13 protein-coding genes are annotated in these 15091 nt (G+C 66.8%); 8 read left to right on the top strand and 5 right to left on the bottom strand.

Annotation, left to right across the window (positions count from 1 at the left end; genetic code table 11):
* Window positions 1-10 precede the first annotated feature (10 nt).
* From RMCB_RS18285 to RMCB_RS18300, 4 genes are all read left to right on the top strand, one after another.
* On the top strand, window positions 11-952 hold the full coding sequence (locus tag RMCB_RS18285; RefSeq protein WP_062829947.1) for a glutamate ABC transporter substrate-binding protein: 942 nt from the start codon (window positions 11-13) through the stop codon (window positions 950-952).
* Between the two features lie 2 nt (window positions 953-954).
* Window positions 955-2952: a serine/threonine-protein kinase gene (locus tag RMCB_RS18290; protein ID WP_062829921.1), complete on the top strand. Its 1998-nt coding sequence runs from the start codon at window positions 955-957 to the stop codon at window positions 2950-2952.
* Between the two features lie 119 nt (window positions 2953-3071).
* Entirely contained in the window at window positions 3072-4436 is a 1365-nt protein-coding gene (locus tag RMCB_RS18295) for a flavin monoamine oxidase family protein (protein ID WP_062829922.1), read from the top strand.
* Window positions 4437-4496: 60 nt separating this feature from the next.
* The gene (locus RMCB_RS18300) at window positions 4497-4817 is read left to right on the top strand and encodes a DUF732 domain-containing protein (protein ID WP_062829923.1); all 321 of its coding nucleotides are present in this window, start codon (window positions 4497-4499) and stop codon (window positions 4815-4817) included.
* Here RMCB_RS18300 and RMCB_RS18305 read toward each other — a convergent pair.
* Both RMCB_RS18305 and RMCB_RS18310 read right to left on the bottom strand, forming a co-directional pair.
* Window positions 4801-6315 carry an MFS transporter gene (locus RMCB_RS18305; protein ID WP_084388541.1) on the bottom strand — a complete coding sequence of 505 codons (1515 nt, stop codon included), beginning with the start codon at window positions 6313-6315 and terminating at the stop codon, window positions 4801-4803. The two genes, RMCB_RS18300 and RMCB_RS18305, sit on opposite strands and share 17 nt — an antisense overlap.
* A 174-nt stretch (window positions 6316-6489) precedes the next feature.
* On the bottom strand, window positions 6490-7128 hold the full coding sequence (locus RMCB_RS18310; RefSeq protein WP_062829924.1) for a TetR/AcrR family transcriptional regulator: 639 nt from the start codon (window positions 7126-7128) through the stop codon (window positions 6490-6492).
* Between the two features lie 69 nt (window positions 7129-7197).
* Here RMCB_RS18310 and RMCB_RS18315 point away from each other — a divergent pair, with 69 nt between their 5' ends.
* Window positions 7198-8415, top strand: coding sequence for an oxygenase MpaB family protein (locus RMCB_RS18315; protein WP_062829925.1), 1218 nt, complete (start codon window positions 7198-7200; stop codon window positions 8413-8415).
* Window positions 8416-8440: 25 nt separating this feature from the next.
* Here the strand turns inward: RMCB_RS18315 and RMCB_RS18320 are convergent, their stop codons facing one another.
* Window positions 8441-9097: a VldE C-terminal domain-containing protein gene (locus RMCB_RS18320; RefSeq protein WP_084388542.1), complete on the bottom strand. Its 657-nt coding sequence runs from the start codon at window positions 9095-9097 to the stop codon at window positions 8441-8443.
* Window positions 9098-9247: 150 nt separating this feature from the next.
* Between RMCB_RS18320 and rnhA the strand changes: the two genes are divergently transcribed.
* The gene (rnhA, locus tag RMCB_RS18325; RefSeq protein ID WP_234792170.1) at window positions 9248-9718 is read left to right on the top strand and encodes a ribonuclease HI; all 471 of its coding nucleotides are present in this window, start codon (window positions 9248-9250) and stop codon (window positions 9716-9718) included.
* 48 nt (window positions 9719-9766) lie between these two features.
* Window positions 9767-11074 (top strand): acyltransferase family protein, encoded by a 1308-nt coding sequence (locus tag RMCB_RS18330; RefSeq protein ID WP_062829949.1) that lies wholly within the window; start codon window positions 9767-9769, stop codon window positions 11072-11074.
* 6 nt (window positions 11075-11080) lie between these two features.
* Here the strand turns inward: RMCB_RS18330 and RMCB_RS18335 are convergent, their stop codons facing one another.
* On the bottom strand, window positions 11081-11362 hold the full coding sequence (locus RMCB_RS18335; RefSeq protein WP_131805551.1) for a hypothetical protein: 282 nt from the start codon (window positions 11360-11362) through the stop codon (window positions 11081-11083).
* Between the two features lie 91 nt (window positions 11363-11453).
* Here RMCB_RS18335 and RMCB_RS18340 point away from each other — a divergent pair, with 91 nt between their 5' ends.
* On the top strand, window positions 11454-12191 hold the full coding sequence (locus RMCB_RS18340; RefSeq protein WP_062829929.1) for a potassium channel family protein: 738 nt from the start codon (window positions 11454-11456) through the stop codon (window positions 12189-12191).
* 7 nt (window positions 12192-12198) lie between these two features.
* Here RMCB_RS18340 and aceA read toward each other — a convergent pair whose 3' ends face one another.
* Window positions 12199-14487, bottom strand: coding sequence for an isocitrate lyase ICL2 (gene aceA / locus RMCB_RS18345; protein ID WP_062829950.1), 2289 nt, complete (start codon window positions 14485-14487; stop codon window positions 12199-12201).
* Window positions 14488-15091 lie beyond the last annotated feature (604 nt).

The raw sequence follows: 15091 nt of genomic DNA on the forward strand, positions 1-15091 counted from the left end.
TGAAGAGGGTATGCGCGCTGTCACCAGACTTGTCGTTCTCGCTGCGACAGCGGTGACGGGATGTTCTGCAGTGCAACCGCTTGTCGAGGTGCCTGCCTCGCTCACGACTTTGCCACTGCCCAGTGGCGCTGCCGTGGCGTCGCGGGTGCCCGGCGTTCCCGTCGAGAGTTGTGATGCCACAGCGAGTTTGCGCCCGTCGACGGAGGGCGGCCCGACCGTCGACGCAATCCGGCAGCGTGGCAGGCTGATCGTCGGCATCGACCAGAGCACCAATCTGCTGAGCTTTCGCGATCCCGCGTCGGGCCACCTGCAGGGATTCGACGTCGACATCGCGCGCGAGGTCGCCCGTGACCTGACCGGCGATCCCGACAAGGTGGAGTTCCGTCTGCTCACGTCGCCCGAGCGGATCAGCAACCTGCAGAACGGGACCGTCGACATCGTCGTCAAGGCCATGACGATCACGTGTGCACGCGCCGAGCAGATCGCTTTCTCCACAGAGTATTTCGATGCGCACCAGCGATTGCTCGTGGCGAAGGACTCGCCGATACAGGGGCCGGGCGATCTTGCGGGGAAACGCGTGTGCTCACAGGTGGACACCACATCGCTGGCCACAGCCGCCCGCGTGGCGCCCGCGGCGACCCTGCTCGGCGTTCAGAACTGGGACGATTGCCTGGTGGCGATCCAGCAGGGGCAGACAGACGCGGTCACCACCGACGACTCGATCCTGGCGGGCATGGCTGTCCAGGATCCCAACCTGCACCTGGTCGGACCCAGTTTGGAGAACGAGCCCTACGGTATCGGAGTGAACAAATCCCGCGAGGATCTGGTGCGGGCGGTCAATGCCAGCCTCGACCGGATCCGGCGGGACGGAACATGGGAGGCGCTGTACCGCAAGTGGTTCAACGTTCTCGGCGGGGCACCGACCCCGCCTGAGCCGCGGTACCGGGATTGAGCATGGCAGAAGAAGAGGGAACGCGCGCCGTTCTGGTGACCGAATCGGCACCGGTCAAAGTCGAGGCCACCCGCCCGCGGCTGCGTACCGGGCGACGACGGATCGGTGAGGGCCTTGTCGAGATCCCGATCCGGGAGGACATCGAGCCCGCGAGCGCGATCCTCACCAATCCCGTTGTCGCCGAGTCGAAACGAACATGCGGTAACTGCGGGCAGCCGGTCGGGCGGGGCAGCGCCGGTAAGCCGGGGCCTGCCGACGGCGTATGTCCGCACTGCGGAACGCTGTACTCGTTCTCGCCGCAACTGGAGACCGGGGAGCTGGTGGCGGGACAGTACGAGGTTCAGGGCTGTATCGCTCACGGCGGAGTCGGCTGGATCTATCTGGCGGTCGACCGCAACGTCAGCGACCGGTGGGTGGTACTGAAAGGTCTGCTCCAGCCCGGAGGGCAGCAGGCGCAAGCGATCGCCGTCGCGGAACGTCAGTTTCTCGCGATGGTGAACCACCCCGGCATCGTCAAGATCTACAACTTCGTCGAACACCCTGGATTCGACGGGCGCCCAGTCGGTTACATCGTCATGGAGTACATCGGCGGAACCACACTCGAAGCCGTCCTGGCCAAGCAGCGCGCCGCGGGCACGCAAGGAGCTGAGCGGAAGATGATGCCTGTCGAGCAGGCGCTCGGTTACCTGCTCGATGTGATGCCCGCGTTGTCCTACCTGCACTCGCTCGGGCTGGTGTACAACGACCTCAAGCCCGAGAACATCATGCTCACCGAAGACAACATCGAATTGATCGACATGGGTGCGGTCTCGGGCGTCGGCGACTTCGGGTACATCTACGGCACCAAGGGCTTTCAAGCACCGGAGATCGTGCGCACCGGCCCGACGATCGCCACGGACGTCTACACGGTGGGCCGCACGCTGGCCAAGCTCACGGTCGACCTGCCGAATGACCGGTATGCCGAGAGCTTGCCCGGCCGCGACGAGGTGCCGTTGTTCGAACGGTACGAATCCTTCTACCGGCTTCTGGTTCGTGCCACCAATCCTCGTCCTATGCAACGCTTCTCGTCGATCGACGAAATGGCCGACCAGTGCAAGGGGGTGCTGCACGAGATCCTCGCCGAACAGACGGGCTCGCCGTGTCCGCGCGTCTCGACGCTGTTCAGCGTGCCCCATTCCACGTGCGGTGCAGACCTGGCGTTGCAGGGCACCGACGTGTTCGTCGACGGCCGCCGACGCAACGTTCGGCTCAACGCAGGCGATGTCGCCCGCGCCCTGCCGAGCCCGATACCCGTCGAGGATCCCGACGACGAGTGGCGTGAGGACTGGGAGGACGGGATTTCCGGGCTCCACAGCGGCGATCTCGGTGCGGCCCTGGCCTGTTTCGAACGCGTGGTCGGTCTGCTGCCGGGCGAAGCCGCACCCAAGCTGGCCGCGGCGGCGACGGCGGAGCTGCTGCTGGACACCCCCGATGCGACGGACGCCGAACGGTTGCGGCCGTTGGCAGAACGGTATTACCGGACGTTGTGGCGCACCGACTCGTCGATGGTCAACGCGGCGTTCGGCCTGGCACGCCTACTGGCAGGCCGGGGCGATCGGACCGGCGCGATCGAGGTGCTCGACCAGGTTCCGTTGACGTCGCGCCACTACGGCGAAGCTCAACTGACCTCGGTCGTGATCCTGTTCGAGGGCCGCCCCGGCGATGAGATCACCGAGGCGGACCTGCGCGATGCGGCGCGTCGGCTGGACAGGTTGTCCGATGCCGAGCCGCGCGCCCTGCAGATCCGCGCGTTCGTGCTCGGCATCGCGCTGGACTGGGTACGCGCGGGCGCGGTGGCGTCGTCAGATGAGCCTTTCTTCGGTCATCCGTTGGACCAGCGGGGCCTGCGCGTTGGCATCGAGGAGGCGCTGCGGGAGCTGGCGCGGCACTCGCCGCGGCGCAGGCACCGGTACACGCTGGTCGATTTCGCGAATGCGATCAGGCCGCCCAGCTGGCTGTGAGACCGCGCAGCCACGGGATTGACCGCCCCGTCATTATTTGCTGATCGGGATACCGCCTGCGTGCGGATCGGCGTAGGTTGATGACTGCTCAGCGGGACCACTCGACGAAGGGGTGACCCATGGCAGACGTCGACTACTGCGTGGTGGGTGCCGGTTTCGCCGGGCTGACCGCGGCACTGCGGCTGAAGCGCGCGGGTCGATCTGTGGTGCTGCTGGAAGCGCGCGACCGGGTTGGTGGCCGGACGTTCACCGAGGTGCGACCCGACGGGACGTGGATCGACCGGGGTGGGGCCTGGATCGGGCCCGGGCAGGACCGCATCAAGGCGTTGATGACCGAGTTCGGTATCAAGGAATACAAGCAGTACATCGACGGTGACGCGATGATGATCGTCGACGGTAAGCAACACCGGTACTCCGGCACGATTCCGTGGTCGATGAGCCCGTGGGCCATCGCCAACCTGGGCGCAGGGCTGCTCGAAGTCGGGCACATGTGCAAGTCGATCCCGTTGGAGGCGCCGTGGGAGGCGAAGAGGGCGGCCGAGTGGGACCGAATCACGTTGGGGGAGTGGCTGCATGACCACGTGCACTCCAAGCAGGCCCGCGACATGCTCGACATGGCGATGGCGGGTGTCTACACGTCGGCGGCGTCGGAAGTGTCGTTGCTGTGGGCTCTTCATCAGATGGGCTCGGGCGGTGGACCGATCTTCGTGATCTCCACCAGGAACGGCTCGCAGGACGCGCGGGTGCACGGCGGTATGGGAGCCGTCTACGGCCCGATGGCCGCCGAACTCGATGACGCACTGCGTCTTTCGCGACCCGTGCGCCTGATCGCGCAGGACGAGACCGGGGTCAGCGTGCACGCCGACGGCGAGACCGTGCGGGCGGGCCGCGCGATCGTCGCCGTCCCTCTGGCCGTCGCCAACCAGATCGCCTACGAGCCAATGCTTCCCGTCGACCGAGCATTTCTTCACCAGCGCATGCCCAGCGGCGCCGTGTTCAAGATCTCGGTGGTCTACGACAGCGCGTTCTGGCGCGCCGACGGGTTGTGCGGGCAATCGGCCGCACCGGGCAGCCCTGCCACGCTCACCATCGATGCGTGCACCGACATCGCGGTCCCGGGCATCATGTGCGTCATCACCGAAGGTCCTGCCGCACGTCGGCTCGGTCTCCTCGACCCCGACGAGCGCAAGACCGCCGTGCTCGGCGAGTTGATCGACCGATTCGGCGCAAAGGCCGCGTGCGCGGTGAGCTATCACGAGCAGAACTGGACCGTCGAGCGCTACTCGGGTGGCGGGATGATCAGCCATGCACCACCGGGAGTGCTCACCGAGTTCGGCCATACCCTGCGCGAGCCGTGCGGGCGAATCCACTGGGCAGGCACAGAGAGTTCGGCCGTCATGTGCGGCTGGATCGACGGGGCCGTTCGATCCGGTGAGCGGGCCGCGATGGAGGTGATGTCGGCCGACGCCGTGGCGGCGGTGTAGCGCGTCGGCCCCGGCGAGCGTCCTGAGGATTCCGGTTGGGATCTGACACGATGTCGAACCATGAAGACGCTGATCCTTCCGGTGCTGGTGGCGGTCGCCGGGATCGCCTTTGCGCCAGCCGCTGTCGCCGACGATCAGGGCTACCTGGATGAGTTGTCCTCGACGGGCCTGCCGGTGTCCGACGACAACCGCGACACACTGATCCAGCTCGGGCAGCAGACGTGCTTGACCGCTCGTGAGGACCCGGCGATGCAGACGGGTGATCTGGCGATGCAGATCGCGGAGGCCCGCTCAGCGTATCCGTACGGCAAAGCCCAATTGGTCGTCGCTTCCGCGCTGCACAACTACTGCCCGGAGCTCACCGTCAGTTCCGGCGCCTAGCGCCCGAATCGGCACTCTTGGTGCAGGGATGCTGGCAGGCCTGGCTCGTCCCGGCCAGCACGTGGTGGGCGACGTCGGCGCCGGTGCGGATGGTCACCGCAGCGACGATCCCACCGCATGCGGATGCGGCGGCAGCGATGACCATCGCTGTGGAGAAGCCGTGGCCCAAGGGTTCTCCGACACCGGGATTGATGCCGGCCGCCACCGGTAGCATCGCCACGGCCAGCAACCCGGCGAGTCGTGCGACAGCGTTGTTCACCCCGGACGCGGTTCCCGCCTGACTCTCCGGCACGGCAGCCAGAACGGCCGCGGTCAGTGGAGTGACGGTTATCATCAGGCCGACGCCGAAAACGACGACGGCAGGCAGCACTGCCGAGAGGTACGACGCTCCCGGGGTGATGCGGGCCATCAGGGCCAGCCCGGCTGCCGCGACCAGCGGCCCTACGGTCATCGGCAGCCGCGGACCGGTGCGCTGCGCGATGGAACCTGCCCACGGGGAGCCGATCAGCATGATGACCGTGATAGGCAGGGTTGCCACACCGGCCACCAAGGCCGAATAGTGCAGGCTCTGCTGCAGCTGCAACGTCAGCAGAAACAGCGCACCCCCGAGCGCGGCGTAGACGGCGAAGGTGGTGAGGTTCGCACCGCTGAACTGGCGGGACCGAAACATTCCCAGCGGCAAGAGCGGCGCCTGCACACGCGTCTCGATCACGGCGAAGACCAACAGCCCGAGGACGCCGACGGCGACGGCCGTCAACGCCGCCGCGGTCCAACCATGCGACGGAACTTCGATCAGCGGATAGATCACGCCTGCGAGACCGATCATGACTGCCGCGGCACCCGCGAGGTCCGGGTGTCCGTGGATAGTCGTAGCGCGGGACTCCGGAACGTGGCGGACGGTTATCCAGATGGCGGCCACGGCGAGCGGAACGTTCAACAAGAACACCCACCGCCACGACGCGGAGTCGACGAGCCAACCCCCGATGAACGGGCCGAGCGCTGAGGTGACACCCGACATCCCTGCCCATAGCCCCACCGCCTGAGCTCTGTCCTCATTTCGGATCCCGACGTCGATCATGGCGAGACTGCCGGGCACCAGGGCAGCTGCCCCGACGCCCTGGACGATGCGCGCGGCGATCAACCAGCCGACGGTCGGAGCCAGGCCGCACACGACCGATGCCACGGTGAAAACCGCCAAGCCGCCGAGAAAGACACGGCGGCGGCCATACCGATCACCTGCAGCGCCGCCGGCGAGCAACAACGCGCTCAGCGACAGCAGATAGCCGTCGAGCACCCACTGCTGGCCTGTCAGCCCGGTATTCAGATCCCGCCCGATCGCCGGCAGTGCGACGTTGACCACCGTGCTGTCGAGAAACGCGATGCCCGAGCCGAGTACCGCCGCGGCAACGAGCCACCGCGCGGCCGGCGACGCCAGGGGCACCCGCGGAGGGGTGCCCTGAGGGTCGCCGCGGCCGTGTTCACTGCCCGTGTCGTCCATCCACCCATGATTGTCACAACGCGGTCCGTTGCAGCGCAAACGCGGCGACGCATACGGGTTTGGGCGAGACATCGAATCCTGCACGCCACCATAGGGTTTCGCCGACCGACACGAAGCCGCTGCTGGCAGGCGGCGACCCCGACCGATGGCCGGCGGAGCGCCGGTCAGCAGAAGTCAGTCGATCGCCTGCGTGGTGCCGCGAACCACCGCGACGCACAGGTCGGCGCACACCGCGGCCAGTTCGTGACTGCTCTCCTGCGGGTCATCGAGCCAGGCCTCGATCAACTGGTTCACTCCGCCGACCATGAAGCGTGCGCTGCGACGTAGGTCGGTTTCGTTCGGGGTCTCGGTGCTGAGCACAGATGGAGCGTGGTGTACCACCAGGTCGGCGATCATCTCCAGGATGTGCGTGCGGTGCTCGGTCAGGCCCGCGACGCTGCTGACGTCGCCGGTGGCGATGCGGTGGATGTGCGGGTCTGCGGCGATGATGTCGAGGAAGGCCGTCAGGGCAGACGTGAGCTTGTCGGCCAGCGTGCCCGGATCGCCGACGCCGGCCGTCACCAGTGCGTTGATCAGCTCGTCGCGCACGTCGTCGGAGATGGCGAACAGCAGCGCTTCCCGGTTCGGGAACTGCTCGTAGAAGTAGCGCGAGGTGAGTCCGGCGGCCGCGCACACACCGCGCACGGTCACCTCGGTGACCCCGGATTCTCCCCAGATCTGCCGGCCCGCGGCGAGCAGCTTGCTCCGGCGTTCGGTGCGGCGGTCGGCCGCGCTGATGCCGCCGTATCCGCGCACCACCTGTGTGCGCTTCATTGACAGCAGCCTACCGGCAAGCCTAAGTTCGGACTACGTTCGTAGTCAGTTATGGCCAGGAGGTCGTCGATGAACCTGCCCGTTCCGGCCCGCCACCCCGAGCGCCCGCTGCCAGTGCCCGGCGCCATCCGCACGTTCGCATTGATGATGGGCCTCGGCGATCCGGACGCCGGGGAGTGGCGCCGGTTGGGTGAGAGGCTGACTGTCGGTGACGAACCGATGGATCGCCTGGTCGACTGGATGGCATCGGCCGGGATGACGCAGACGAGGCCGCTGTTCGAGCAAGCGCTGACCGAAGGCATCGGCAACGTGCTCGATGCGCCGGAACCGTTGCGGGAGTTCTTCGTTCGCATCGAGACAGGGCCGGACTGGGTGGACCGCGACAAGCTCCGCAAGGGGCAACGGGCACTGCTGCGGGGTGGTTCCGATGGGATGTCCATCGCGCGCGACGTGTCGTTGCTCGGTGGGTACCAATTCTCCGGATTCAACAAAACCCTGCTGCGCACAGGCGCTTTGGAGAAAGGCTCGAATCAGCGTTTCGCCGAGACCATGCAATGGGCGATGGATGTGATCTCCGACGGCGGACTCGACCCGCTCGGGATCGGCTACCGATCCACCGTGCGGGTGAGACTGATCCACGCGTTCGTACGCAGGCACGTCGCTGCCATGCCGGACTGGCGGGCCGACCAGTGGGGCGTACCCGTCAACCAGACCGACATGGCCGCGACCCTGGTCGGTGCGCTCATCGCGCCACCGGTGGCCTCACTGGGGATGGGAATCATCCCTGCGCCAGGCGAACTCGACGCCATCGCCCATCTGACGCGCTATGTCGGTTGGTTGATCGGCGTCCAGGACGAATGGCTGCCGCGCAGCTTCCGGGACAGCATCCGCGTGCTGTATCACACGTCCACTGCGCTGGCCAAGCCCGACGAGACCACGCAGATGCTGTCGGTGCCGATGGCCGAAGACCCCCTGTCGTGGCACTTCCGCGATGCGCCGGGCCTGCGTCGCCGGCTGGCATGGGCCCAGCACCTGTCGATCACGAGCGCATTCCTCGGGCCGAGTGCGATGCGAACTCTGGGTCTGCCCACCTACATGCTGCCGTGGTACCCAGCGCTGCGATTGCCCGTCAACCTGCTGCGCAGCATCGCGGCGATGGCACTGCCCGGCGGCATGGACCGCGCAGTCGCCCGCGGCCAACGTGAACAGAAGGCCCTGCTACGTACGATCATCGGTGACAGTGAGGCCAACATCGGTGAATCCGCCGCGCACGTCAGCGCAGCGTGACTGCGGCACAGCCGAATTCGGAGTCCTACGGGTTCATCGACCCCAGATAGTAGGTTTCGTGACCGGTCGGGTAGCCGCCCCCGTCGGTCGCGATATGCACATGGTCGAAATGGTTGGCCGTCTCATTGCCGTAATCGGCTGTCCAGCTCGGTGCGCCGATCCCCGGGTAGTAGCCCTGCCGCCAGATCACGTGCAGCACACCCCAGCGTTTGGCATTCGCCAGGGCAAAACCCGCGATCTGGTTGCCGAGCTCAATGCCCTTGTCGGAGTGGTAATTCGGGATCATCACGTCGATCGCCAAACCGTTGGGATGCCACTTCAGCGGATCCTGCCGGTATCCGCCGATGGTGGTGATGTCGGGAAACATCATGCTGATCGCGCGGGCCACCCAGATGGTATGGATCTGCAGGCCCTGCTCGGGTGCCTTGCCCGCCGACAACGGAAACTGGAAATCGCGCGCGGCCACGGGCGCATTGGCCGCCACGAGTGCCGCCTCGGGCGGGATCGCGGTTGCCGACGGCGCGACGGTCGGCGCCGACTGCGGGGCCGCGACCCCTGTCGGGTTCTCGACATGCCCCGGATGTTCGGTGCTCTGGACGTAGAACATGGCGGCTGCCACGGTCACCGAGGCCGCGAGCGCCAACAGCCGACCCCGGCTGTTGGCTAACCGTTTCCCGCTCACGGGCAGCTACTTTACTGAGGTGCCGGACCTTGCATCGCGGACTCGGCAATCTCGTCGCCGACACTGCCCCGCGGTTTGCCACCCCGGCTGGAACCGGGCACATCGGCCCCTGATGTGATGGTCCGCGTGACCGAAACCGCGACCCAGACGATCGTGATCTACACCGACGGTGCGTGCCACGGAAATCCCGGCCCCGGCGGCTGGGGCGCGGTGCTGCGCTTCGGCGCCCACGAGAAGCAGCTCTACGGCGGTGAGACGGCCACCACCAACAACCGCATGGAACTGCTGGCCGCAATCATGGCCCTCGAAGCGATCAGCACGCCGCACCCGGTGCAGCTGTGGACTGACAGTCAGTATGTGCGCCAAGGCATTACCGGTTGGATCGAGGGCTGGAAACGCAAAGGCTGGAAAACTGCAGCAGGTCAACCCGTCAAGAACGACGATCTGTGGCGGCGGCTGGACGCTGCTGCCGCCAAGTACGCGGTCGAATGGCGGTGGGTGAAAGGCCATGCCGGGCACGAAGGCAACGAACTGGCAGACCAACTGGCCACCCGCGGCGCGATCGAGTTCGGCGGCTCCACCCGCGTCGCGAAAGGCCGGTACACACCGGCGCAAAGATAGGTACAAGTACTCTGCGGCAGCACCCCCATGCGGCGGCAGACTGTGGGCATGCCCGATTCTCATGTGGTGCCGTCTGCCGACACCGTGGCCGATGTGACGAAGCCCGACCGTGACCGCGCTGTCGACGTGGCCCGGTTGGCCGCGCTCGTAGTGGTCATGTTCGGGCACTGCGCGCTGCTGCTGGCCACCATCGACGCCGGCGGCGTCCACATCGGCAACATCCTCGGCGCCATCCCCGCGCTGGCCCCGATCACCTGGATCCTGCAGGTCATGCCGCTTTTCTTCCTGGCCGGCGGCGCGGCAGGCGCCTACAGCTGGCACCCCGACGGTGCGACGACGTCGTGGGGCGCGTGGCTGCTGACCCGCGCTCAGCGCCTGTGCCGGCCGGCCTTCTGGTACCTCGCGGTGTGGACCGTGGCCCTGATCGCGGTGCAGTTGACCATGGGGGCCGAATCCGCCGAAGCGCTCGGGCGGGAATGCGTTGCGCTGCTGTGGTTTCTGGGCGTCTACCTGGTAGTGCTGGCGTTCGTTCCCACATTGACGCGGCTCTCCAGCGGTGCGGCCGCAGCGGCCGTGGTGCTCGCGCTCATCGTGGTCTCGGCGGTGACGGACGCCGTGCGCTTCGCGGTCGACGACGCCGCGGCAGGCACTGCGAACCTACTCTTCGTCTGGCTGATCCCCGTGGTGATCGGTGTGGCCTATGCGCGTCGGCTGATCGGTGTCCGTGCAGCGGTCCTGGGTGCGGTGGCCGCCTTCATCGCTCAGGTTGTCCTCGCGGTCTACGGCCCGTACGACGTGTCGCTGGTGGTCACCGGCACCGAGCGGGTGTCGAACGTGTCGCCCCCGACCCTGCTCCTCGCACTGCACTGCACATGGATGTCGTGTGTGTTCGTGGCGGCCGCCGGCACCATCCGCCGCTGGGCCGCACGACCCCGGGTCTGGCAGGTCGTCGCGGTCGGCAACGGGGGAGCGATGACGCTGTACCTGTGGCACATTCCGGCCATCGCGATCGCCGCATTCACCTTGCACGCGTTCGGTCTGGATGCCTTCGACCCGCATGCGCCCGGTTTCTGGGGCTTGCTGGCGTTGCGTGCTGCGGTGTTCGCCGTCGTGATGGCGGTGGCGTTCCGGCTGCTGTCGCCGCTGGAACATCGGGCGTTGCCGTGGTGGGACGGACGGGTGCGCCCCACCGGGACCCGGGCGGTGGCCACCGGTGTGCTGGTCTGCGTGGCCGGGGCAGGACTGGTGCTGATGGCCAAGAGCGGACTCAGCGGTGTCGTCGGCTGGACGGCGTTGGGCTGGTTCCTGATTGCGGTGATGGGTGCCCGGGCCTGCGCTGGGCGTGCCGCCGACTGACCGATGTCAGTCGGCGAACCACCCGCGGGGGAACCGCTGGTCGAGTTGCGCGAGGAGCCGTTGGACCTCCCGGCTTCTGGCTTCCAGCTCACGGGCCTCCGCCCGGGCTCGCGCCATCGCGCGCAGCCCGACCACCCGCCCGCCTGCCGAACAGGCGTGCAGATGCGCTCGGCTGCGCGCGAGTTCGCTTGCCAGCTGGACACGTTCGTCGGCGAGCATGCTGCGAAAGTACGCCGCCTGGGACGCATCCGCCGTCCTGGCCGCGGCCATGGATAGCTCTGCAGTCACTGCCGTAACGTAACCGTTCGCTTAGATTTCTGCCACACGAACACAACAATCCCGGCGACTCTGCGGATCCTCCGTGGCGCACACTTTCCGGGTGACTGCACAAGCACCGCTGGACCGCTGGGAGCATCGCGTCGAATGGCCGCTCGCCGCCATCGCGGTGGTCTTCCTGATCGGCTATTCGGTTGATGTTCTGGAACAGCCGCACGGGCTCACCGCGCAGGTGGTACGTGTTCTCTCAGCGCTCTGCTGGGCCGCGTTCGCGGCCGACTACGCCGTGCGCCTCTGGTTGGCGCCCGACCGGTGGCGGTGGTTCTACCAACACCTGCTCGATCTGGCGATCGTGGTGCTCCCACTCATCAGGCCATTGCGTCTGGTGCGCTTGGTGATTCTGATCACAGTGCTGCAGAAGGCCGTCGGCAACGCCATTCGCGGCCGGGTCGTGGTCTACACGTTCGCCGGGGCGACGCTGCTGGTGTACGTCGCGTCCCTGGCGGTCCTGCAGGCCGAACGGGACGATCCCCGCGCAGGCATCACCACGTTCGGTCAGGCCCTGTGGTGGTCCATCACGACGATCACCACCGTCGGCTACGGCGACGAGTACCCCGTCACGACCACCGGCCGGATCATCGCGGCGCTGTTGATGATCGGCGGCATCAGCCTGGTCGGCTCGATCACCGCGACGATCGCGTCCTGGATCGTGCAGAGGGTCGCCGAGGAGGACACCACGACGCAGGCCGCCACTGTCGAGCACATCGAGGACCTGCGGTCGGAAATCCGTGCGCTGCGTGCCGAACTGAGACAACTCACCGCACGGAACCCCGCGGACTGATGCGTACCTAGTCCTCCTTGCGGATCAGCCGGCCCAGCGCCTCGCGGTCGGAAGCCAGCAGTTCCTCGATGCGCGGCTTGTTGACATCGGCGACGATGATCTCGCCCACCTCCTGGTACACATCGCTGAAGATGCCGTGCGCCTTCATCTTCTCGGTCTGATAGATGTTGTCCTCGGTCGGCGTCACGTAGTAGACGATCTCGGGCTTGAACCGGTGGATCAGCCACAGGTGGATGAGATCCATCAGGCGCTTCTTCCGGAGCTTTTCGGCGTAGGTGTTCTGATCGCGGACCGTGAGAATGTTGCGGCCGTGACGGTCCTTGATCGGGTCGACGACGACGTCGGCGAGCTTGTGGTCGCTGTCGCCGTAGATGCCGAGCTCCAGCACATCGGAGCCCGCGCGCCGCGGCCGCAGCTGCACGGTGAGTGTCTCGCCGAGCTGATAGTGCTCGCTCCACAGCTTGAGCCACTCTTCCAGCAGCTTCTTGGGCACCTCGGTCTGCACCAGATGCTGATGTTGGGTGGACCCCTTGCCCATGGCCTTGGTGGTCGCCGTACGTCCGGACGAGGCCGCCAACGCCGCGTCGCTGCGCGGGCCGCCGACAAGCGTTTGCGGTGTGCGGTAAGGAGATTCGACGAGCCGCATCTTGCGCTGCAAGCGCGCCAGCGCCAACATGCCGTCCTGCCGCAACGCGGTGGCGAACTCCTCGGCGGCCACCCCGTCGATCTGATGCCCGCCGTAGGTCATGAAGTTGAAGACGAAGCCCATCTTGCCGAGTTCCTCAGGGAATCGACGCATCTCGTCGTCGGTCATGCCCGTGGTGTCCCAATTGAACGACGGCGACAGGTTGTAGGCCAGCATCTTGTCGGGGTACACGGCGTGGATGGCGGTGGCGAACTCCCGAGCATCGTCGAGATCGGCCGTCTTGGTCTCCATCCACAGGATGTCCGCGAAGGGCGCGGCCGCCAGTGACTTGGCGATCGCGTACGGGATGCCGCCGCGGATCTGGTAGTAACCCTCGGAGGTCTTCGCCCGCTCAGGATCCCAACCCACGTCGGCGCCGAGCTCCTTGGCCTTCTCCCGGGCGGCGTACAGCGACGCGTCTTTGGCGAATTTGCGCCATTCCGCTGTCGTCATCGCGGCCTGCTCACCCTCGCGCGCACGGAACTCGAGCAGTTCGGCGACCGCGTCCCCGTAGGTCTGCAGCCCGGCGTCGTCCTGCCAGGCGTCGACGAACCGCGATTCCACGCCGTCGAACAGCGCGTCGAGGGACTGGTCGGGATCCTGTTGCCACGATGCGGCTGCGTCGGCGATCAAGCCCATGATGCCCTGATGCTCCAGCCACGCCTCCGCGGTGGCGTACTCACCTTCGGGAAGGGCGTAGAGCAGATGGCCCTTGATGTCGGTGACGCCGAGGGTGTAGAAGCGTCGCATCATCGCCAGGAAACAGGCCTTGTACGACGGGATCTTCAGGTTGGTGGCGCCGAGCAGGAAGGGCTGGTCCCGTTCGTCGGCCCGGCCCTCGATCAGGTTGGCCGCCTCGGCGTCGGTCCGCGCGACGATGATGCCGGGGACCCGCATGATGTCGAGCTGGAAGCGGGCGGTGTTGAGCCGCTTGATCTGCTCGTCCGACGGGACCAGCACCTTGCCGCCCTGATGGCCGCACTTCTTGGTGCCGGGCCGCTGGTCCTCGATGTGATATCCCGGCACTCCGGCCTCGACGAAACGCCGGATCAGGTTGCGTACGTGGGGATCACCGCCGTGGCCGGTGTCGGCGTCGGCGATGATGAACGGCCGGTAGTCGACCGCCGGGGTGGCCGCACGCTGCTCGGGAGTCATCTTCAATCGCAGATACTGCTGATTGCGGTCGGCGGTCAGCAGCGCGCGCACCAGCCCGGCTGCTTCGTCGGGCACCTGGCTCAGCGGGTAGCTGGCCAGATCCGGCCCCGGATCCTCGCTGATGGATCCCTTGGCCGAGGTGGCCCACCCACCCAGATAGATGCCGCCGATCCCCATCCGCTTCATCACCACCGCCTGGCCCGGCGAGTACGGGCCGAACGTCGTGATGCTCTTCTTCTGGACGAAGAGCTCCCGCAGATGCGGGTAGAACGCCGCTGCGGCCTCGCGCGCCACCGGATAGTCGGACGGGATCGTGCCACGCTGTTCGGCCACCTGACGGGCCGAGTACAGCCGAATGATGCCGTCGAAGCGCGGACTGTCGAAATACTCCTGTGTCGCGGCCACGTCCTGGTCGAAGGGGGTGCTGGCGCGTGCGTTGGTTTCGATCGTGGACATGAATCTCCGCTCCTCGTCGAACTCGGGTCTGGTATCCATCATCGCGGGCGGCGAGCGGCTGCGGAACGGGTTCGCCGAAGTGCCCATCGCAGAACGTATCTGTCGTCGGCGTCAGTGCCGTACGCCGCGCGTGAACCGCCACAGGTACTGCGACAGCCTGCGCAGCGGCAGTGAGGGCAGCCGGTCGTCGCAAGGAATCCGTTCCGCCATCGGAAACCACACTGCCGCAACGCAAATCGCCGGAGTCATGGAGCTGATCCACTGCGCGAGCCGGCCGCCGTGTGCCGAAGCCGGCCGGACGGCTCGCACCGCCGCACCCTCGCGGTGCTCGGCTGACTGGCCCTGCGCCCATCCGGGTGTCACTGCCGTGCGGCACGCCGGTCAGCACCGTCGCGGTCGTACCGTATGCCTCGTGCCGCACGGATGAATTCTCCGTGATCGACGGGTGAACAGGCGTCGCGGGAACCGCCGGCAAAAAATCATCAACGGCGCAGGTAACACCTGATTCAGTGGCGCCGATAGAAGCGACGTATCGGCAATTTCGGCGTTTTGGACGAGATGCCGTCCGCGGCGAAGCAAAATATGCTCCTGCGCGGCGGCAGAG

The sequence above is a fragment of the Mycolicibacterium brisbanense genome (assembly GCF_001570425.1).
Lineage (GTDB): Bacteria > Actinomycetota > Actinomycetes > Mycobacteriales > Mycobacteriaceae > Mycobacterium > Mycobacterium brisbanense.

Coding starts and splice junctions, on each gene's coding strand:
- RMCB_RS18285 (WP_062829947.1), top strand. CDS start 11: ATGCGCGCTGTCACCAGACTTGTCGTTCTCGCTGCGACAGCGGTGACG.
- RMCB_RS18290 (WP_062829921.1), top strand. CDS start 955: ATGGCAGAAGAAGAGGGAACGCGCGCCGTTCTGGTGACCGAATCGGCA.
- RMCB_RS18295 (WP_062829922.1), top strand. CDS start 3,072: ATGGCAGACGTCGACTACTGCGTGGTGGGTGCCGGTTTCGCCGGGCTG.
- RMCB_RS18300 (WP_062829923.1), top strand. CDS start 4,497: ATGAAGACGCTGATCCTTCCGGTGCTGGTGGCGGTCGCCGGGATCGCC.
- RMCB_RS18305 (WP_084388541.1), bottom strand. CDS start 6,315: ATGGACGACACGGGCAGTGAACACGGCCGCGGCGACCCTCAGGGCACC.
- RMCB_RS18310 (WP_062829924.1), bottom strand. CDS start 7,128: ATGAAGCGCACACAGGTGGTGCGCGGATACGGCGGCATCAGCGCGGCC.
- RMCB_RS18315 (WP_062829925.1), top strand. CDS start 7,198: ATGAACCTGCCCGTTCCGGCCCGCCACCCCGAGCGCCCGCTGCCAGTG.
- RMCB_RS18330 (WP_062829949.1), top strand. CDS start 9,767: ATGCCCGATTCTCATGTGGTGCCGTCTGCCGACACCGTGGCCGATGTG.
- aceA (WP_062829950.1), bottom strand. CDS start 14,487: ATGTCCACGATCGAAACCAACGCACGCGCCAGCACCCCCTTCGACCAG.